This is a genomic window from Sphingomonas sp. AX6, assembly GCF_902506605.1.
Taxonomy (GTDB): Bacteria; Pseudomonadota; Alphaproteobacteria; order Sphingomonadales; family Sphingomonadaceae; genus Sphingomonas.
Window position 1 is genome coordinate 1410796 of the sequence record NZ_LR733979.1, and the last position, 20234, is coordinate 1431029.

Here is a 20234-nt window from a genome sequence, read left to right on the forward strand (position 1 = left end):
ATGAAACTCGATTTCCTCCAATCTGGCGGCGCGAGTCCGGGCGGCAAGGGTAGCTTCACCCTGTTCGAGCCCGCCAAGCCCAAACGGCTCGACGACGCGTCGCGCGTAATCCGTGTCGGCCTGATTGCGGCGGGGTTCTTCTTCGGCATTCTGCTGCTGTTCGCCGCACTCGCCCCCATTTCCGGTGCGGCGGTCGCCCCTGGCGAGGTGACGACCAGCGGCGGGCGCGTCGTCATCCAGCCCGCGACAGGCGGTGTCGTCACACGGTTGCTGGTTCGTGAGGGGCAAGCGGTGCGCGCAGGCCAGCCGCTCGCCGAGTTGAACGGTGTGCGGACCGGTGCCGCGCTCGAACAAGCGCAGGCGCGCCGCGACGGGCTGCGCGCGTTGCAGGCCCGATTAATCGCTCAGCGTGACGATCTCGACGCCATCGCATTCCCTTCCGACCTCACCGTCCGCAGTACGGCGCCAGCGGTCGCATCGGCGCTTGCCGCGCAATCGGCGATCTTTGCCCGCCACCGCGAAATCCGGCGTGCCGAACAGGGCATGGCCGCCGCCGAAACCGATGCCGCGTCCGCGCAACGCACCGGTGCCGCGCGCCAGCTTGCGCTCATCAACGACGAATTGCGGGTGATGCGCGAGCTTTACGCCAAGGGCTATGCCCGCCGCACCCAGGTCCGGGCGCTCGAACGCGCCGCCGCCGACCTTCAGGCGCAGACCGCGAGCGGTAGCGCAGGCGTCGCCAAGGCACAGCTCGAACAGGCGCGGCTCGGACAGACCCAGATCGGCGATATCGTTGCCGAACTCGGCCAGGTCGAGGCGCAACTGGCACAGGTCGATCCGGCACTGCGCGTCAGCCGCTACGACGCATCGCTGTCCCAACTCGCTTCCCCGGTCGATGGCCGAGTCTCGGGCGTCGCGTCGATTGGGCCGGGCAGTGTCGTCGGCGGCGGCACCGCGTTGATGGAGGTCGTCCCCAACCGTCGCGCGATGGTGATCGAAGCCCGCATCCGCCCCGAGGATATCGACGATGTGGCGGTGGGGCAGACGGCGATGCTCCGCTTCACCACGGTCAACCCGCGCGGCCAGTCCAGCGTGGACGGCCGCGTGGTCACGCTTTCTCCGGCACGCATTCGCGATTCGTCCGGCGATTATTTCCTGGCCCAGATCACCGTCGCCGATCCGGTTCGGTTGCAGGCAAGCGGGATTTCGCTCCAGCCCGGCCTGCCCGTGTCGGTAACAGTCGAAACCGAGTCCCGGACGCTGCTCGATTATCTGTTTGCTCCGCTAGGCGACGCGTTCAACGGTGCGTTCCGGGAGGAATAATGTGCGTTGGCCCCACTGTTGAATTATTGGCCCCCCTGTTGAATTACGCGCAAAGCTCCGCCCGAAGGCGATGCGAACGGCGTGATTTCCGATTGCGGGTTCGACTTGCAGGCCCAATCATCGATGTAAGTCGGACCTGCGGGCAGAACAGTTCGAAAGCGCCTGCGCCGTGTCAGGGCATTGGCGATGGAGATATTTTCTTCCCGCGTTCCTGTAGCGTTGCTTATCCTTGAAGTCGCCGCTGTGGCGACTGGTTCGATCGGAATGGCGCGCGCGCAAGGTGCGCCGCCATAGGCGGTCTTTGATGTGCCTTGGGGGCTAATCTCGGACAAGTGCGCGCCCTTGGCGCTGCGCGACCGGAAACGACGATCAACGCAATGTGTCCATCGGAAATCTACCGGGCACCGATCATGTCAGCATTGCGAGTTCCTGGGCTGAGTTCGACGGTCGAACCGAGCAGTTTGCGTTTCATTTTACTGGGCCGCAGGGCGACGGTCGGGCTTGGATGGGCGGTACGATCCAGACCTTTGGCCGACCATGACGCCGTCGGCACAGGCACCGCTGACGCGGTGCGTTCTCGCCGCGCTGAACGCCCGATATGGTGTACCCTCCCTACAGCAGCGGCGGTCAGCATTACGTAGTTCTGGGACATCGACGGCACGCTCGCGCCGTCGAGCGAGGTCGAAACTCGTTATGCCGACAGCGAACGCAGGGTTCGGCTGGTCCGCGGCCAGAGCCTGTTCGAAGTCGCCGCCGATGCAGCACGCCCCTTCGTCGTCGAAGTGCCGCAGGGCGAGGTGCGCGTGTCGCTCGTCTCGGCGGCGGGCGAACGCAGTTCCGTCGTTCGGCAAGCGCGCATGGGCGACGTCGTGCGGTTCGGCACCAGCGGCAGCGGTAGCGTCGGCGACGCGGTCGGTTTTGTCGCCCAGTCAGCGGGAGCGGATATCGAGCGCGCCACCGCCTGGACACGCGGCATCCTGATCTTTCGCGGGGAGCCGCTTGGCCAGGCCATCGATACCGTCAATCTCTATTCGCGCGAAACTCTGCGCCTCACCGATCCACGTTTTGCCAGGATTCCGGTCTACGGCGTGATCAACCAGGGCGACACGACCGCGCTTTGCGAATTGATCGCGCATCCCGACCGGCTCGAAATCGCAACGGGAGACCCGGTGCGCTGAGCGTGTCGCCGAGTAGCGATGACGACGACCTCACTGCGATGCCAGGATCCGGCGATAGAGCGCCACATAATCGTCGGCCATCCGATCGACGCTGAACCGATCGACTACTGCCTGTCGGACCGACGCACGGTCGATGTCACGTACGCGTTCGATCGCGGCGATCGCCTGGGCCATGTCATCGACCAGAAACCCGGTGACGCCATCGACGATGATCTCCGCCATCGATCCGCGCCGATTGGCGATGACGGGTGTGCCGCATGCCATTGCCTCGATCACCGATAGCCCGAACGGCTCGTCGAAATTGATGAGATGCAGGAGCGCGCGGGCTTGTCCCAACGCGTCGAGCCGCGCCTGACCGCCGGTCACCCCGTGATAGCGTATCGATATGCCGTCCACGGCGGGGACCACCTCTCGCTCATGATAGTCCGCATCCTGCACGATGCCGTAAAGGTCGAGGGCCCTGCCGCTGGCGCGCGCCGCGGCGATTGCTTCGCTTGCGCCCTTGTCTGGATGGATGCGACCAAAAAACAACAGGTTTTCGCTCCCGGTCGGGTCGAACGGAAACTCGGTGATGGGAATGCCGTGATGGATGGTTGCCGCATAGCGAAGCTCGGGATGGCGATCGGCGGCGCTGATCGCGACATAATGGACGCGATCCTGATATGGCGCGTACATGGGCAGGATGCGGTCGGACGAAAATCCGTGGATGGTGGTCACGATCGGCGTGGTCGTCAGCGGGGAGAACGCGTGCGCGGGGAAATCGGCCTGGTTGTGGATCAGGTCGAATTGGTCGGCACGTTCGAACAGATAGGACAGGTGCCGGAACTCCCAGACCTTGGCATCGATCGCCGGGTCTTCGGAATAGGATCGCGGCACCACGCCATTGAGCTTTCCTGCGGTCTCGCTGTCGAGCGTTGCGAACAGCGTGACGTCGACGCCGCGCGCGACAAGCGCCTCTGTCAACAGACTCGTGACGAGCTCCCATGGGCCGTAATGTCGCGGCGGGGTGCGCCACGCGATCGGAGCGAGCATGGCGATTTTCAAATCAGGATAATCCCTTCGTTGGCGCGAAGCATCCCAGGTTCGGGATCGCCATCGAGCGTCGACAGCAGTGGCGTTCCCTGCCAGTCGATCGTCGCCGCATTCGACGTAAGATTGAGCAGGATCGACAGGCGGCGTCCGTCGCTTACGCGTTCGTACGCCAGGACACCATCGGGTGCGTCGAGCAACGTCATCGCACCGACTGACAGCGCGGGTTCCGACCGCCGAAGCGCCAGCAGCGCGCGATACAGCGTCAGTATCGAGTCCGGATCGTCGTTCTGCGCGGCAACGTTCCGCGTCGGCCAGTCGGGATTAAGGGGTAGCCAAGGCTCGGTCGTGCCGAACCCTGCATTGGCGGACGCATCCCACGGCATCGGCGTGCGCGACCGGTCGCGGCCGATGTTCAGCGTCGGCTGGCGAAAATGCTGGGGGTCGCGGATGCGGTGAGCCGGAATTTCGATTTTGCCGATGCCGATTTCGTCGCCCTGATACAGCGTTGGCGTCCCGCGCAGCGTGAGCAGCAGCATCCCAGCCACCCGCGCTTGCGCTTCGCCGATGCGGGCGGCAATGCGCGGCGCATCATGGCTGCCGATCACCCAATTGGGCCAGCCATGCGCCGGAAGCGACGCTTCGTAATCGCCAATCACCCGCCGCAGGACGGCCGCGTCCCAGTCGTTTTCGTTGAGCTGAAAATTGAACGGCAGATGGACCTGCGGTCGATCGGGGGGGCCGTACCAGCGCGCATGGGCGTGGTTGGGCAGGAAGATTTCGCCGATCAGCACGCGGTCGCCATAGCCGTCGGCCAGCGCGCGGAACTCGGCGGAGATCGCGTGCGCTTCCGGTTGGTCGGTCGAATGACGCTGGATCAGCCGATCGCGCTCGGTCTGCATCGGCGTCCAGTCGGGATTGACCGGGTTGTCGGGCAGACCTGGTGCCTTCACGATGTGCCACAGCACGTCGATGCGAAACCCGTCCACGCCGCGGTCGAGCCAGAAGCGCAGCACGTCCATCATCGCGCGGCGCAAGTCGGGATTGCGCCAGTTGAGGTCGGGCTGTTCCTTCAAAAAGGCGTGGAGATAATATTGCCCCGTCGCCGCGTCCCATTCCCAGGATGACCCGCCGAAATCGCTGATCCAGTTATTGGGCGGCCCGCCGTCGGTTTCCGCGTCGCGCCAGATATACCAGTCGCGCTTGGGATTACTGCGCGACGACCGGCTCTCGATAAACCAGGGATGCCGGTCCGAACTGTGATTGGGCACGAAATCGAGCAGCAATTTCAATCCGCGCGCATGGACCGCGGCCAGCAGCGCATCGAACGCCGCAAGGTCGCCGAACAACGGGTCGATTCCGCAATAATCCGCCACGTCATAGCCGAAATCGGCCATCGGCGACGGGAAGATCGGCGACAGCCAGATCGCATCGACGCCCAGGCGCTCGATATGGTCGAGTCGAGCAGCGATCCCCGCCAGATCGCCCACGCCGTCCCCGTCGCTATCTTGGAACGACCGCGGATAGACTTGATAGATCACACCCCGTTGCCACCAGGGCGCGGTTCCGCGTTCGTCGCTCATGGCGTCGGTCCTATCAGCGTTCGCCCGGAACCGAGAGCGAAACCCCGCACGCAACGGTAAGCGATTTATCCGAAGACAATCGCGCTCGGCTCTTGAACAGGCGATAATCTGATCCATATACCATCCACACGGATGGTATATGGATGGATAACGTGCGAGAGCATCGAAGGGCATCGGCCGATAGCGAAAAAATCACCATCAATCTCGGCTTTGTCGATCTGGGCCATATCGATCTGCTGGTGCGCGACGGTTTCTATTCGAACCGCACCGATTTCATCCGCACTGCCATTCGCAGCCAGATCGCACGTCATTCGGATGAAGCGGGCAAGGCGGTGCGCCGTGCCGAACTTGATCTGGGCATATCGCATTTCGACCGCTCCCGGCTGGAGGGGATCGAAGCGTCGGGTGATATGCTCGACATTCGCGTGCTCGGTCTGGCCAGTATCGCCGAGGATGTTTCCCCCGAACTGGCGCGCAAGACGATCCGCAGCCTGACCGTATTGGGTGCACTCCATGCCAGCGCCGCGGTCAAGGCCGCGCTGGCCGACCGCCTCGCCTGAACCTAGCGACCAATCCTCAATTCCTTTTGCGAAAGTGCGCCATGAACCTCTCCCCCCACATGCTCGATGCGATGCGATCGATGCGCTCGGGCGACCTCGCTCGCGCGACGGCGACACTCCAGGCGGCGTTGTCGCCAATCTCGGCGTCCGCGCCTGCTCAAACCATGCATAGCGACAACAATGTCATCGACCTGACGCCGACGCGCGTGACGGTGCGAGAATCCGCGAACGATGGCGATGCGAAGACCGCGTTGCGGCCGAGCAGATTCTCCAACGAGCGGCATCATTCTATGGAGTATCGCCTTTACGTCCCCGCAGACGCGGCGGCGGGGATGCCGCTAGTGGTGATGCTGCATGGCTGCACCCAAACGCCGGAGGATTTCGCCATCGGCACCGGCATGAACGCGCTGGCCGACGAACTTGGTTTCATCGTCGCCTATCCGCGCCAGCCGCAATCGGCCAATGCGCAAAAATGCTGGAACTGGTTTCGCCCCGGCGACCAGCAACGGGGACGTGGCGAGCCTGCGTTGATCGCGGGCATCGTTCAGGACGTTCTGCGCCGTGAAAATGCTGATCCGGGGCGCATCTATGTGGCGGGGCTTTCGGCAGGGGGAGCGGCTGCTGCAATCATGGCGGCATGCTATCCAGATGTGTTTGCGGCGGTCGGCATCCATTCCGGGCTCGCCTGCCGATCGGCGAAAGACCTCCCTAGCGCGCTGTCCGCGATGCGACGCGGGGGAGGTTTGCGCGCTGCCAGAAGCGACGCGAAGGTCGTCCCCGTCATCATCTTTCACGGCGACCGCGATCCGACCGTCCACCCGATCAACAGCGCCGAAATCGCCGCGGTCGCAGCGGCGGGTCTGGATCGGTCGTTGGAAATCCGAACCGAGCGTGGTCGCGCGTGCGATGGCCGTCCCTATACGCGGGAAACAAGGGCAGACTCGTCTGGTCGCGTGTTCGTCGAACAGTGGACCGTCCATGGCGCGGGCCATGCCTGGTCCGGTGGCGCATCGACCGGATCATACACCGACCCGGCCGGCCCGAACGCGTCGCGTGCGATGCTCGATTTCTTTCTCCGGCATCGATTGGCGTGAGCCAGCAAACAGGCGCGAGCCCCGGCGGGAAGGGATCGAAGACGTCCCAATCCTTCATTTTCGATCAGGTCAAAGCAGGAAGCTTGTCGAGATATTTGTCTAGCGTGATCGGATAATCACGCACGCGGACACCCGTTGCGTTGTAGACAGCATTGGCGACCGCCGCGCCGACACCGCACAGGCCCAGTTCGCCAACACCCTTGGCCTTCATCGGCGACACCTTGTCGTCGGCCTCGTCGAGGAAGATCACGTCCTGATGCGGAATATCGGCATGGACCGGGACTTCGTAGCTGGCGAGGTCGTGATTGACGAACAGGCCGAACCGCGTGTCGACCGCCAGTTCCTCCATCAGCGCACCGCCAACGCCCATCGTCATGGCGCCGATCACCTGGCTGCGCGCCGATTTGGGGTTCAAAATCCGTCCCGCGGCACAGACCGCCAGCATCCGCCGGATGCGCGTCTCGCCGGTATAGGCGTTGACCGCCGCCTCGACGAAATGCGCACCAAAGGTCGATTGCTGATATTGCTTGCCCAGATCGCCAAACTCGATCTTGTCTTCGGCGATCAGGTCTCCGTCGCGCGTGGCATCCGTCAGCGGGGCGGTGCGCCCACCGGCGCTGATCCGGCCATCGGCGAACTCCGCCGTTTGGGGATCAAGGCCCAGCTTGGTGGCCACGGCCTCACGCAGCTTGACGCATGCCGCATACAGTCCGGCGGTCGAACTGTTCGCCCCCCATTGCCCGCCCGAACCGGCAGATACGGGAAAACTCGAATCGCCAAGCACCACGCGCACCCGCTCGATCGGCACGCCCATCATCTCCGCCGCCGTCTGCGCCAGGATGGTATAGCTGCCCGTGCCGATGTCGGTCATGTCGGTTTCGACCGTGACGATGCCGTCGCGGCCCAGGCGCACCCGCGCAGCGGACGTCATGTTGATATTGTTCCGGAATGCGGACGCGACACCCATTCCGATCAGCCATTGGCCGTCGCGCCGCTGGGCGGGCTTCGCATTGCGCTTGTTCCAACCGAACCGATCCGCGCCGGTGCGCAGGCATTCCACGAACTGGCGCTGCGAAAACGGACGCTCGGGGGCTTCGGGGTCGACCTGGGTATCGTTTAGGATGCGGAACTGTACCGGATCGATGCCCAGCTTTTCCGCCATCTCGTCGACTGCGATTTCCAGCGCCATCAGCCCGGGTGCCTCGCCCGGTGCGCGCATCGCGTTCGCCTCTGGCAAGTCGAGTACGGCAAGCCGCATCGCGGTCAAGCGATTCGCCCCGGCATAGAGCAATCGCGTCTGCTGGGTTGCAACTTCGGGCCCACCACCGGGCAGATCGCCCGACCAGCTTTCATGGCCGATCGCAGTAATCTGTCCGTTGGGCGTCGCACCGATGCGGATACGCTGGATGGTCTTTGGCCGGTGCGTCGAATTGTTGATCGAAAAAGGCCGCGTCATCGCAACCTTCACGGGTCGCTTCGCCGCACGCGCACCGAGCGCGGCTAGGATCGCATCGCTGCGCACGAACAGCTTTCCGCCGAACCCACCGCCGATATAGGGCGCGATCAGCCGAACCTTGTCCTTGGGGATACCCAGCGTTCGGGCGACATCGCCGCGACCCCAGTCGATCATCTGGTTCGCGGTCCACAGCGTCAGGCTGTCGCCGTTCCACGCTGCGGTCGATGCGAAAGGCTCCATCATCGCATGGCTCTGATCGGGCGTCGTATAACGCGCGTCGAGCTGCACTGGCGCTGCGGCGAACGCGCCTTCGAAATCGCCGGTGCGGGTATCGGCATTGCCGTCGCCACTGGGTTCGGTCGCGCTCGGCATGGCCTTTTCGAGATCGTAGCGACCCTCAGCACGCGCATACTCGACGCGCACCAATGCGGCGGCTGCGCGCGCCTGTTCAAACGTCTCGGCGACGACCAGCGCGATCGCTTGATGATAATGGTCGATGTCCGGCCCGCCGAGCAACTTGGCGGTGTTGAAATTACCTTTGGTCAGCTTGCCGGCATTGGCGGCGGTAACCACCGCAAGCACGCCGGGGGCCGTCTCGGCATCGCCGGTCTCGATGCGGGCGATGCGGCCCTTGGCAATCGCAGCGCCGACGATCTGGCCATATGCCGGATTGGTGACCGCGTCGTGCCGTTCATAGGCATAGGCGGCCAGCCCGGTCGTCTTGAGCGCGCCGTCGATGCGGTCGATCGGCTTTCCGACCACTGTCATCCGGTCGATCGGGTTGGGGCCTGCGGGGGTATCGAACCTCATGCGGTCCTCGCTTCGTTCATCACCGAGGCTAGCGTACGCTCGACCAGCGGGACTTTGAATTCATTGTGATGCGTGGGCTTTGCGCCCGCCAGCAACTGCGAAACCACGGGTCCGGCACCGCGTCGAAGCTCGCCTTCCGCGGCTTCGCTGCGCCAAGGCTTGGGCGCGACGCCGCCGACCGCGACCCGGCCCGATCCATCGCGGCGAATAATCGCCGCAACCGAGATAAGCGCAAAGGCATAGGACGCCCGGTCGCGGACCTTGTGATAGAAATGCTCGCCCCCGAGCGGTTCGGGAAGCGTCACTGCGGTGATTAGTTCGCCGGTCGCGAGTGCGGTTTCGACATGCGGCGTGCTGCCGGGTAACAGGTGGAACTCGGCGATCGGAATCGCACGCGTCGCCCCGTCGGGTCGCACCGTCTCCACCTGCGCGTCAAGCAAGCGCAGCGCGACGTTCATGTCGCTGGGATTGGTGGCGATGCACGCGTCGCTGGTGCCGATCACCCCCAATTGGCGGCTATATCCGCCGATCGCAGCACAGCCCGATCCGGGTTTGCGCTTGTTGCACGGCAGGTTGGTGTCGTAAAAATAGGGGCATCGTGTCCGCTGGAGCAGATTGCCGGCGGTGGTCGCCTTGTTGCGCAACTGGCCCGATGCGCCCGCCAGCAAGGCGCGCGACAACACGCCATAATCGCGCCGCACCCGGTCGTTCGCCGCCAGATCGGTGTTTCGCACCAGTGCGCCGATGCGAAGCCCGCCGCCCGAAACGCGCTCGATCCGGTCGAGCCCCAGGCCGTTGACATCGATCAGGTGAACGGGCGTTTCGATCTCAAGCTTCATCAGGTCGAGCAGATTGGTGCCGCCCGCGATGAACTTCGCGCCCTGGGTGCGGGCAGCGGCGGCAGCGGCATCGGCGGCGCTGGTCGCGCGTTCATAGGTGAACGGCCTCATGCGTCGGCTCCTGCGACTTCGGTCATCGCGTCGAGGATGTTCGAGTACGCACCGCAGCGACAGATATTGCCGCTCATCCGTTCGCGCATCTCGTCGTTGGTCACGCGCGGGCGACGGGTGATGTTGCCGCTGACATGGCTGGGGATCCCCGCCTTGATTTCGTCGAGCACCGCGACGGCCGAACATATCTGCCCCGGCGTGCAATAGCCGCATTGATAGCCGTCATGCTTGATGAAGGCCGCCTGCATCGGGTGCAGGCGATCGGGCGTGCCCAACCCCTCGATCGTTGTGATCTCGTCATCCTGATGCATCACCGCCAGCGTCAGGCAGCTATTGATCCGCCTGCCGGCGACCAGCACGGTACACGCGCCGCACTGGCCGTGATCACAGCCTTTCTTGGTCCCGGTCAGGTTCAGATGCTCGCGCAGGGCGTCGAGCAAGGTCGTGCGGGTGTCGAGCGTCAACGTCCGCGCCTGGCCATTTACCGTCAACCGCACCGGGAGTGTCGTGGGCAAGGATTGCGTGCGGGGGGGCGTCGCCGACTGCGCCCTGGCCGTCGGTACTGCAACCGTAGCGGCCGATGCGGCACCGCCCGCCAGCAGCGCGCGCCGAGAAACTTCGAGATCGGTGGGCATGAAGCCGGTGTCCTCCAAAAAATGGCGTGTCGCGAAGGCCCGCGGCCGGGGGCCTTTCTGCGGTCGTTTCGCATGATAACCCGATATGGCGACCCATGCCTAGCGACATGAACGCGTCGAGGCGTAAAGTCCGCACGGGGCGATCGGGTTCCATCCGCAATGCCTCTCGGAGGCGCGATCGAATGACCGCAGCGGAGGTGAGGTAGTAATAAAGGTCGCGGCTGCAACCATCGGGCATCTGGCACATTAGACGGGAAGAACGTCCGCGCCGTCCGGCGCGCCACGGGAGACCGCCATTGCCCCCTCATGTCACCCGCCCCCACCTGCATCCGGTCCACGCGATCCTGTTGTCGTTTCCGATCGCCCTGTTCGCGGCTGCGCTCGCATCGGACATCGCCTATCTCAATACTGCCGAAATCCAGTGGTCCAACCTGTCGCAATGGGCGATCACGGGCGCGCTGGTGTTTGGTGCAGCCGTCGTTATTTGGGCCGCGATCGACGGCGTTCGCAGCCCGGTCCGGAGCATCCGGCACGGTCCGATACTCTATCTGGTGCTGGTGGCAGTCATGTGGCTGTTGGGGCTGATCAACGCATTCAAACACAGCCAGGATGCCTGGAGTTCGGTCGGCACGACGGGCGTGTTGCTGTCGGTGCTTTGCACCGCGCTCGCGCTGGCCGCAGGCTGGGTGGCGCATGCCGGTGTCGGACGCACCAATCTCGTCGCGGGAGAGCATTCATGATCATCGCACGCTGGGCCGCCGCGAGCGCCCTTGCCCTGTCGCTTGCCGCGTGTGGCGGTGCCAACGACGTTCGGGAAACCGGTCCTGATCCGCAATTGCCCGCGATCCAGCAAAGCCTGGTGCCGACGATCAAGATCGCATCGCCCGCCGGGTGGGAAGGCGCTGTGCCGACGGTGCCCGAAGGGTTCGCCATCGTGCCGCTGGCGACCGATCTGCGCATTCCGCGCCAGATGCTGGTACTGCCCAATGGCGACCTGCTGGTGTCCGAAGGACGCGGCGGCAACGCGCCCAAGCTGCGTCCCAAGGACGTGATCGCAGGCTATATCAAGGCGCTGGGAAATACGCAGGTGGAGGGTGGCGATCGCCTGACGCTGTTGCGCGATGTCGATGGCGACGGGACGCCCGAAGTCCGCACCGTATTCATCGACGGGCTCGATGCGCCTTACGGCCTCGCCTTCGTCGATGGGGCGCTCTACGTCGCCAATCAGGATGCGCTGCTGCGCTTTCCCTATAGCGACGGCCAGACCGCGATCCCGCGTTCGACCGGCGTCGAGGTGACCAAGCTGCCTTCCCAGGTCAACCATCACTGGACCAAATCGCTGGCGGCCAGTACCGACGGCACCAAGCTTTATGTCGGCATCGGATCGAACAGCAATGTCGGCGAGCGTGGCATGGCAATCGAGGAAGAACGCGCCGTCATCTGGGAAATCGACCGAGCGACCGGTGCGCGGCGAACCTATGCCAGCGGTATCCGCAACCCGACCGCGCTGGCGATCAACCCCTGGACCAACGGGTTGTGGGCCGTGGTCAACGAACGCGACGAGATCGGCCCCAATCTAGTGCCCGATTACCTGACCTCGGTTCAGCCGGGGGCCTTTTATGGCTGGCCGTGGAGCTATTGGGGCAAGAATGTCGATCCACGCCCGCGGCCGGAGCGCCCCGATATGGTCGCGCGCGCGATCGCGCCGGATTACGCGCTGGGTGCGCATGTCGCGGCATTGGGCCTGACATTCGTTGGCAACGGGGCGCTGGGTTCGGGCTATGGCGACGGCGCGTTCGTCGGGCAGCATGGCAGCTGGAACCGGCCCGACCTGTCGGGATACAAGGTCAGCTGGGTGCCCTTTGCGAACGGTCGTCCTTCGGGCACGCAACGCGATTTCGTCACCGGCTTCCTGGTCGATGGCAAGGCGCGGGGGCGGCCGGTCGGTGTGGTGTTCCATGCCCCGACCCGGGCGCTTTATATCGCCGACGATCTGTCCAACACGGTGTGGCGGGTGACTCCAACCGGCTTGGCTCGGCCCGGAATGGTCGCGCCGTCGGCGCCATGACCGAGCTTGTCTGACGCAAGGGATAGGCTTGGCAGTGAAGCGATGAGCGCGCATTCGGAAACGATTGCCGATGCCGCGCCTTCAGCCCCGTTATCGATCCCCGTGTTCCGCGCCGTGTGGATCGCCAGCATGGCGTCCAATTTCGGCGGATTGATCCAGTCGGTCGGCGCGTCGTGGCTGATGACATCGCTGACGCCGTCGTCGCAGATGGTGGCGCTGGTCCAGGCGTCGACGGCATTGCCCATCCTGCTGCTGTCGCTCTGGTCGGGGGCGGTGGCCGACAACCTCGATCGCAAGCAGGTGATGCTGGGCGCGCAAGCATTTATGCTGCTGGTATCGATCAGCCTGGCGATCGTCACCTATGTCGGCTGGATCACCCCCTGGGTCTTGCTCGTCTTCACTTTTCTGATCGGGTGCGGCGCGGCGATGAACGGCCCCGCGTGGCAGGCATCGGTGGGTGACATGGTGCCCCGGGCCGCGCTGCCCGGTGCCGTCGCGCTCAATTCGATGGGGTTCAACATCGCGCGCAGCGTCGGACCTGCGATCGGCGGCGCGATCGTCGCGGTGGCGGGGGCAGCTGTCGCCTTTGTGGTCAATGCGTTGAGCTATGTCGGGCTGATCGCGGTTCTTGCGCGATGGAAACCGGCGAGACGCGAACGCGTGTTGCCGCGCGAGACGCTGGGCCATGCGATGATCGCGGGTATCCGCTATGTCCGCCTGTCGCCCGACATCCGGACAGTTCTGCTGCGTGCGTTGCTGTTCGGGTTTGGCGCGAGTGCGGTTCCGGCGATGATGCCGCTGGTCGCGCGCGATGTGATCGTCGGAAATTCGCTCACCTATGGCGTGCTGCTCGGTGCATTCGGCATCGGCGCGGTGGTCGGCGGACTGCTGGTGCGTTGGCTTCGCGCGCGGATGACGGTGGAGACGATCGTGCGCGCTGCCGCGGCTGCGCTGGTGATCGGCAGCGCGGTGACGGGGCTGAGCGACACGATGTGGCTGACGATCCCCGCCCTGGCGCTGGCGGGCGGCGGCTGGGTGCTGGCGCTTTCGACCTTCAATGTGACGGTCCAACTGTCGGCGCCGCGATGGGTGGTTGCACGCGCGCTCTCGCTCTATCAGATGGCGGCGTTCGGCGGATTGGCAAGCGGCGCGATCCTGTTCGGGGCGGTCGCCGATGCGCAGGGCGTGCAGGTCGCGCTGCTGATCGCGGCACCCGTCCAGGCGCTGACGATCCTGGCGGGTTTTGTCTTTCCCCTGCCAGCCGCCCGCGACCTCAACCTGGCGCTCAGAGAATGGGAAGAGCCCGAAACGGCGGTTTCGGTTGACGAGCGCAGCGGGCCGATCGTGGTGACGATCGAGTACCGCATTGCCCCCGGCGACATCCCCCGGTTCCTGAATGTGATGCACGAGCGCAGACGGATCCGGCGGCGCGACGGTGCTCGGCACTGGACGTTGCTTCGTGATCTGGGCGAGCCCGAAAGCTGGGTCGAACGCTATCACGTCGCCACCTGGCTCGATTATGTCCGCCACAATCAGCGGCGCACCTATGATGATGCGCAGAATACGCGCGACATCGTCGCGCTGCATATCGGCCCCGCCAAGCCGGTGGTTCATCGTATGATCGAGCGTCAGACGAGCACGCTGCCCGGTATGCGCGATACGTCGCCGCGCGAACTTGCCGATCCGATGACCGATACCGCACGCCAGAGTTGACGGGCGCGCGGCATTTGATCTCGCCCGCCCGCTTCGCCATGCTTCTTTTCGGTCGCGGCAAAGGGAGGGTTTCATGGTCGGGAATTTGACGCGGCGACAGATGGTTGGCGGCGTGGTTGGAGGAGGGGCGCTGGCGACGCTACCTGGTCGTGCGCTCGCGCAACGCGAGTCGGCAATCTATTTCCGCGACATCCTGCTGGTCGACGGCAGCGGTGCGGCGCCTCGCCGGGCAGATGTGGCCGTCCTCGGCGACCAGATTGCTACCATCGCCCCGCCGGGCGGCACGGCCCCCCGCAATGCACGGCTGATCGAAGGGGAAGGGCGGGTGCTAGCCCCCGGATTCATCGATACCCACACACATGGCGATCCGCTGACCCAATCCTATGACGGGTTCCTCGCCATGGGGGTGACGACCGTGTTGCTGGGCATGGACGGCAGCGGACCGCGCCTGGGGGACGATCTGGATTTGCGACCCTGGCTGGCCGCCGCCGATCGCGCCCCGCTTCAGTTGAACGTCGCGACATTGGCCAGCCACGGCACCGTGCGCCGCGCGGCCGCGATTTCCGATTCGGTGCGACGTCCCGACGACGCTGCGCTTGCCCGGCTGTCGGCGCGGCTCGATGCGGAACTGGCCGCGGGTGCGTTCGGTCTGTCATACGGGCTGGAATATGTGCCCGGCATTTATGCCGAGGCGCGCGAGCTTGCGACGCTCGGGCAGACGGTCGCTCGCCATGGCGGCGTCGTCATGAGCCATATGCGGTCGGAGAATGACGAGGATATCGAAGCCTCGATCGACGAACTGATCACCTCCTCCAATCCTGCCCGCTCGCACATCTCGCACCTCAAAGTGGTGTTCGGGAAAGGAGAAGCCCGCGCCCGCGCGCTGCTCGACTATATCGCTGCGAAGCGCCGCGCCGGGATCGATCTCACCGCCGACGCCTATCCGTACAATGCGGGCTATACGGGCATCGCGCTGCTCTTTCCCGAATGGGCATTGCCGCCGACCGACTACGCTGCGGTCGTGGCATCTCGCAGGCAGGCGCTGCGCGATCACCTGATCGCGCGGATGACGCGGCGCGGCGGACCCGACGCATTGCTCATCGGCACCGAGCCCTATGCGGGAAAGACGCTCGCCCAGGCCGCGGCGGGGGCCGGGATGCACTATGCCGATTTCCTCATCAGGATCGGGCCGCAGGGCGGGTCGGGTGCGCATTTCACCATGGACGAGGCGCTGCAGGGTGTACTGGTGCTCGATTCCGATGTGGCGATCTCAACCGATGGCGGCCCCGGTATGCGCCACCCGCGCGCCACCGGCACCTATGCCAAGCTGATCGAGCATTATGTGGTCGACGGCAAACGGCTTTCGATCGAACAGGCGGTGCGCAAATCCGCGGCGCTGCCTGCGCAAATCCTTCGCCTGCCCGATCGCGGTGTTGTGCGGGTCGGTGCCAAAGCCGACCTCATCCTGTTCGCACCCGACCAGGTGAAGGCGCGTTCGACCTATGTCGATCCGTTCGCGAGAGCGGAAGGCTTCGACATGGTGCTGGTCAATGGACAGCTGGCGTTCGAGGGTGGCGACGCGGTGGGCCGCTCGGGAGCGTTGTTGCGCTCTGACAGCCGGACCTGACTCCTCGCCCGGTTGACATAACGCATCACGCGCGCGATTACTCAGACAAATAATGTCTGGGAGGATGGTTTGGCCGGGGTGACGCTGCGCGACGTCAGCAAGCGATTCGGTGGCGTCGAGGTGATCCGCGGTCTGTCGCTCGACATTGCCGAGCGTGAATTCGTGGTGTTTCTCGGGCCATCCGGGTGCGGAAAATCGACGCTGTTGCGGATGATCGCGGGGTTGGAAAGCGTCGACGAGGGGGCGATTCATATCGGCGAGCGACGCATCGACGCGCTCCCGCCGGGCGACCGCGGCGTCGCGATGGTGTTCCAGCATTACGCGCTCTACCCGCATATGTCGGTCCGCGATAATCTGGCGTTCGGGCTGAAGAATATCGGCACACCTGGGAACGAGATCGCCGCCCGGATCGATACCGCGGCGCAGAGCCTGGAGATCGGGCATCTGCTCGACCGCAAGCCCGGCCAGTTGTCTGGCGGGCAGCGGCAGCGGGTGGCGATCGCGCGGGCGATCGTCAAGCAACCGCAATTGTTCTTGTTCGACGAGCCGCTGTCCAACCTCGACGCCGCGCTGCGGGTCCGCACGCGCCTGGAATTGGCGCAGCTTCACCAGCGGCTGGGCACGACGATGATCTTCGTCACCCACGATCAGGTCGAAGCGATGACGCTGGCGGACCGGATCGTCGTGCTTAACGAAGGGCGGATCGAGCAGGTCGGCACGCCGATGGACATTTACTTGCGGCCCGCAAGCCGGTTCGTCGCGACCTTCGTCGGATCGCCGACGATCAACCTGTTGCCGGTGACGCTGGCGGAGGAGGACGGGCGTGCGATCGCGACGCTTGGCGACGGCACGACGCTTCGAACGGCGGTGGCGATGGCGGGCATGGCCGCGGGGGACGCGCAGATCGGGTTGCGGGCCGAGCATGTCCGCATCCGCACCGATGGAGCGGTCGCGGCGAACGCGCGCGTCGTCGAGCGGCTGGGCGAGCGCACTTTGGTCCACGCCCAATTGGCCGACGGGTCGGCGCTGGTCGCCGAGGATGCGGGGATTTCGGCGGTACGTGCAGGCGATGCCATCCGTCTGTCGATCGACGGGTCGGCCGCGCATCTGTTCGACGCTGACGGGCGCGGGCATCACACGAGTCTTTAGATGGCGACCGCGCTTCCCTCGCAAGCGGCACCGGTTGCCACCCACGCGTCGCGCGCCCGGCGACGCACCGACTGGTCGGGTGCGCTGTTCGTGCTGCCCTATCTGGTGTTCTTCGTCGCGATGATCGTCGTGCCGCTGGGCATGGGGATGTGGCTGTCGACGACCAAGGGCGATCTGTTCGGGGTCGAGGCGCAAGTCGGCCTCGACAATTTCGTCCGGCTGTTCGGCGATCCGATCTTTCTGGAGACGGTGACCAACACCTTCTATTTCGTGCTGCTGACGGTGCCTGCGCTGACGCTGATCGGGCTGGGCCTTGCGCTGGTGCTAAATACGCCTGGGCGCTGGGCGACGGTGTTGCGAACGATCTTCTTTGCATCGACGGTCTTGTCGGTGACGGTCGTCACGTTGGTCTGGCGACTGGTGTTCCTCCCCGATGGCGGGCTGCTCGCGGTCGTCGCCGAGGCGTTGGACCGAACGCCGATCGCATTCCTCAACGATCCCGACTTCGCCATGCCCGCGATCGCGGTGACGACGATCTGGTGGTGCATCGGGCTGCCGATGGTCCTGTTTCTGGCCGCGCTCCAGCAGGTGCCGCGCGAGCTGTACGAGGCCGCCGCGCTCGACAATGCGAGCCGCTGGACGCGCCTGACGCGGATCACGCTCCCTGCGATCAGCCGAACTTTTGTGCTGGTCGTCATTATCGAGATCATCCTGCAATTCCAGCTGTTCGGCCAGCCGCAGTTGATGACGCTGGGCGGTCCCAACAACGCAACGCGGCCGATCGTGCTGTTCATTTACGAGACCGGATGGCGGCAATGGGAGCTGGGCTATGCCGCTGCCGCCGCCCAAGTGCTGTTCGCGATGATCCTGGTCGCGGCGATGGCGCAATATTTCGTCACCTCGCGCAAAGGGCGCAGCTGATGGGCGCCCGCCAGCCAAACCGTGTCGCCAACGCGCTGGTAGTGATCGCGGCGATCCTGATGCTGCTGCCGATGCTGTGGGTCGTCGCGCTGTCGTTCAAATCGAACGCAGCGCTGATGGCGGACACCAATGCGGTGTTTGACGGCGCGTTCACGCTGGAGAATTACGGCGCGATCCTGGGCAACGGACAGGTGTTCCGCTGGATCGGTAACAGCCTGATCGTGTCATTGGGCATGACCGCGGGTGTGCTGATACTGGCAAGCCTGGCCGGATACGGCTTTGCGCGGCTCGAGTTTCCGGGGCGAAATGTGCTGTTCGTGATCGTGCTGCTGGGGTTGGCCGTGCCCGAGCAAGCCGTCATCATCGCGCGGCATCAGATGTTCAGTTGGGCCGAGTGGCACAACACGTACCCCGCGCTCATCATCCCCGGCCTGTCGGCACCGTTCGGTGTGTTCCTGATGACGCAGTATTTTCGCGCCATTCCGAAGGAACTGGACGAGGCGGCGATGCTCGATGGCGCGTCGCGCTTCACCATCTTCTGGCGGGTGCTGTTGCCGCTGACGATCCCGGCGCAGGCCACGCTCGGCATTTTCACCTTCCTGTCGGCATGGAACGATTATTGGTGGCCGCTGATTTCGGCGACCAACAAGGAGATGTTCACGCTGACCGTCGGCATCGCGTCCACGCAGATGAATTTCGCGCAGACCGAGGGGCTGGGCTTTTTGATGGCGCAGGCGGTGTTTGCGGGCGCGCCGATCCTGATCGTCTATCTCTTCTTCCAAAAATATATCGTCCAGGCGGTCGCCGGAGCGGCGGGTCGATGAGGTTTGTCGCGCTGATCCTCGCGCTGCTGCTCGCCGGTTGTGGCGGGGAGCGAGACGAACGCACCGAACTCGTCGTCCAGCGTTTCTTCGGCGCGTGCGAGGCCGAATATGGCCGCTCCACCGATGTCGCCGCCGCCCAAGGCGAATGCGGGATCATGACCGCGATCATCAACAAGTTCGAGGCCGAGAACCCCGACATCCGCGTGGTCGAGAATGTCGTGTTCTGGCCCGGTTACGACCAATTGACCGCGCAGCTGGCATCCAACGACACCCCCGATCTGGTGACGATGCATGGGTCGGTGATCGCCGATTATCAGGCGCGCGGGTTGCTGAGCCCGATCGGCGAGGATCTGGCGGCAGCGGGAATCGCACCCGACGCCTTCACCGACGCGGCGCGCGCGGCAGTGACGATCGACGGCGAGATCTGGGGGATGCCGATCGATACATGGGCACCGCTCTGGCACATCAACACCAACCTGTTCCGCAAGGCAGGGCTGATGCGCGGCGATCAGCCGATCCTGCCGACCAGCCCGGAGGAATTGTTCGCGCAGGCCGAGCAGTTTAGCGCGCGCACCGGCAAACCCTATTTCGTGCAAGGCACCGCGAACGAATATGCGGGCTTCACGCGCAATTTCTACACCTTCGTCATGCAGCAGCAGGGCGATTTGTTTGTGGGCGGTCGCGCCAATTTCCGGACTCCAGAGGCGGCCGAGGCGCTGCGGCTGTTCAAGCAAATCCACGACCGCGACATGACGACAAAGAACCAGGATTATAGCGCTGCGGTGTCCGGATTCCTGCGCGGCGATGGCGGCGTGTTTCTGGTCGGCACCTGGATGGTCGGCGATTTCGAGGCGGAGGCGCAGACCACGGACCGCGCGCTGTCGGGCGGCTATGCGGTCGTGCCCTATCCGCGGCTATACGCGCGCGACGTCACCTTTGCCGATGGGCATGGCTTCGTGATGCCGACCGATGCCGATCGCACGCCCAAGGAACGGGAGGCGGCGATGCGCTTCCTGAAATTCTTCGCTGCCCACGAATATGACTGGTCGCGCACCGGGCATTTGCCGTCGTTGCAAGCGGTGATCGACAGCCCCGAATGGCGCGCGTTGCCGCATCGCGGTGCGCTGGCTACGCTCGCAACTAACGCCGCGCCGCTGCCCAAGGAAGTGCGCCGTCAATTCCCGATCGAAACCATCGTCGGCCAGGAAGCCGCCGCCGCGATTTCCGGCGCCAAACCGATACCGCAAGCGCTTGCCGACATGGAGCGGCGCGTGAACGCGATCCTCGACCAACTCTAGATTTCACGGACCCCAG

At 64.8% G+C, this 20234-nt stretch carries 17 protein-coding genes; 12 read left to right on the forward strand and 5 right to left on the reverse strand.

Annotated elements, in window-relative coordinates; all coding sequences use genetic code 11:
- Both ENHY17A_RS06845 and ENHY17A_RS06850 read left to right on the forward strand, forming a co-directional pair.
- Positions 1-1323: an HlyD family type I secretion periplasmic adaptor subunit gene (locus tag ENHY17A_RS06845; protein WP_159711289.1), complete on the forward strand. Its 1323-nt coding sequence runs from the start codon at positions 1-3 to the stop codon at positions 1321-1323.
- Positions 1324-1973: 650 nt separating this feature from the next.
- Positions 1974-2501 carry a FecR family protein gene (locus tag ENHY17A_RS06850; RefSeq protein ID WP_159714261.1) on the forward strand — a complete coding sequence of 176 codons (528 nt, stop codon included), beginning with the start codon at positions 1974-1976 and terminating at the stop codon, positions 2499-2501.
- Between the two features lie 30 nt (positions 2502-2531).
- Here the strand turns inward: ENHY17A_RS06850 and ENHY17A_RS06855 are convergent, their stop codons facing one another.
- On the reverse strand, positions 2532-3545 hold the full coding sequence (locus ENHY17A_RS06855; protein WP_159711291.1) for a glycosyltransferase family 4 protein: 1014 nt from the start codon (positions 3543-3545) through the stop codon (positions 2532-2534).
- A complete protein-coding gene (locus tag ENHY17A_RS06860; protein WP_159711293.1) occupies positions 3542-5113 on the reverse strand; it encodes an alpha-amylase family glycosyl hydrolase in 1572 nt (523 codons plus the stop codon). The genes ENHY17A_RS06855 and ENHY17A_RS06860 overlap by 4 nt, the downstream gene beginning before the upstream one ends.
- Positions 5114-5256: 143 nt before the next feature.
- Between ENHY17A_RS06860 and ENHY17A_RS06865 the strand changes: the two genes are divergently transcribed.
- Together ENHY17A_RS06865 and ENHY17A_RS06870 are read left to right on the forward strand one after the other, a co-directional pair.
- On the forward strand, positions 5257-5673 hold the full coding sequence (locus ENHY17A_RS06865) for a CopG family transcriptional regulator (protein WP_159711295.1): 417 nt from the start codon (positions 5257-5259) through the stop codon (positions 5671-5673).
- A 41-nt stretch (positions 5674-5714) separates the two neighbouring features.
- Positions 5715-6767, forward strand: coding sequence for an extracellular catalytic domain type 1 short-chain-length polyhydroxyalkanoate depolymerase (locus tag ENHY17A_RS06870; RefSeq protein ID WP_159711297.1), 1053 nt, complete (start codon positions 5715-5717; stop codon positions 6765-6767).
- Between the two features lie 64 nt (positions 6768-6831).
- Here the strand turns inward: ENHY17A_RS06870 and paoC are convergent, their stop codons facing one another.
- The 3 genes from paoC to paoA are packed head-to-tail and all read right to left on the reverse strand — an operon-like array spanning position 6832 to position 10618.
- Entirely contained in the window at positions 6832-9033 is a 2202-nt protein-coding gene (gene paoC, locus ENHY17A_RS06875; protein WP_159711299.1) for an aldehyde oxidoreductase molybdenum-binding subunit PaoC, read from the reverse strand.
- A complete protein-coding gene (locus tag ENHY17A_RS06880) occupies positions 9030-9983 on the reverse strand; it encodes an FAD binding domain-containing protein (protein WP_159711301.1) in 954 nt (317 codons plus the stop codon). The genes paoC and ENHY17A_RS06880 overlap by 4 nt, the downstream gene beginning before the upstream one ends.
- Positions 9980-10618 (reverse strand): aldehyde dehydrogenase iron-sulfur subunit PaoA, encoded by a 639-nt coding sequence (paoA, locus tag ENHY17A_RS06885; protein WP_159711303.1) that lies wholly within the window; start codon positions 10616-10618, stop codon positions 9980-9982. Before paoA ends, ENHY17A_RS06880 begins: the two co-directional genes overlap by 4 nt.
- Before the next feature lie 296 nt (positions 10619-10914).
- Here paoA and ENHY17A_RS06890 point away from each other — a divergent pair, with 296 nt between their 5' ends.
- The 8 genes from ENHY17A_RS06890 to ENHY17A_RS06925 all read left to right on the forward strand — a co-directional run bounded on the left by ENHY17A_RS06890 (position 10915) and on the right by ENHY17A_RS06925 (position 20218).
- Positions 10915-11358, forward strand: coding sequence for a DUF2231 domain-containing protein (locus ENHY17A_RS06890; RefSeq protein ID WP_159711305.1), 444 nt, complete (start codon positions 10915-10917; stop codon positions 11356-11358).
- A complete protein-coding gene (locus ENHY17A_RS06895) occupies positions 11355-12686 on the forward strand; it encodes a PQQ-dependent sugar dehydrogenase (RefSeq protein ID WP_159711307.1) in 1332 nt (443 codons plus the stop codon). Before ENHY17A_RS06890 ends, ENHY17A_RS06895 begins: the two co-directional genes overlap by 4 nt.
- 42 nt (positions 12687-12728) lie before the next feature.
- Positions 12729-14399 (forward strand): MFS transporter, encoded by a 1671-nt coding sequence (locus ENHY17A_RS06900; protein ID WP_159711309.1) that lies wholly within the window; start codon positions 12729-12731, stop codon positions 14397-14399.
- 73 nt (positions 14400-14472) lie between these two features.
- Complete coding sequence (locus ENHY17A_RS06905; protein WP_159711311.1) at positions 14473-16026, forward strand: N-acyl-D-amino-acid deacylase family protein; 1554 nt, start codon at positions 14473-14475, stop codon at positions 16024-16026.
- Positions 16027-16104: 78 nt separating this feature from the next.
- Positions 16105-17175, forward strand: a complete 1071-nt coding sequence (locus ENHY17A_RS06910; protein ID WP_268894006.1) for an ABC transporter ATP-binding protein — start codon at positions 16105-16107, stop codon at positions 17173-17175.
- Positions 17176-18096 carry a carbohydrate ABC transporter permease gene (locus tag ENHY17A_RS06915; protein ID WP_159711315.1) on the forward strand — a complete coding sequence of 307 codons (921 nt, stop codon included), beginning with the start codon at positions 17176-17178 and terminating at the stop codon, positions 18094-18096. It begins immediately after the preceding gene.
- On the forward strand, positions 18096-18920 hold the full coding sequence (locus ENHY17A_RS06920) for a carbohydrate ABC transporter permease (protein WP_159711317.1): 825 nt from the start codon (positions 18096-18098) through the stop codon (positions 18918-18920). Before ENHY17A_RS06915 ends, ENHY17A_RS06920 begins: the two co-directional genes overlap by 1 nt.
- The gene (locus ENHY17A_RS06925) at positions 18917-20218 is read left to right on the forward strand and encodes an extracellular solute-binding protein (RefSeq protein ID WP_159711319.1); all 1302 of its coding nucleotides are present in this window, start codon (positions 18917-18919) and stop codon (positions 20216-20218) included. Before ENHY17A_RS06920 ends, ENHY17A_RS06925 begins: the two co-directional genes overlap by 4 nt.
- Positions 20219-20234 lie beyond the last annotated feature (16 nt).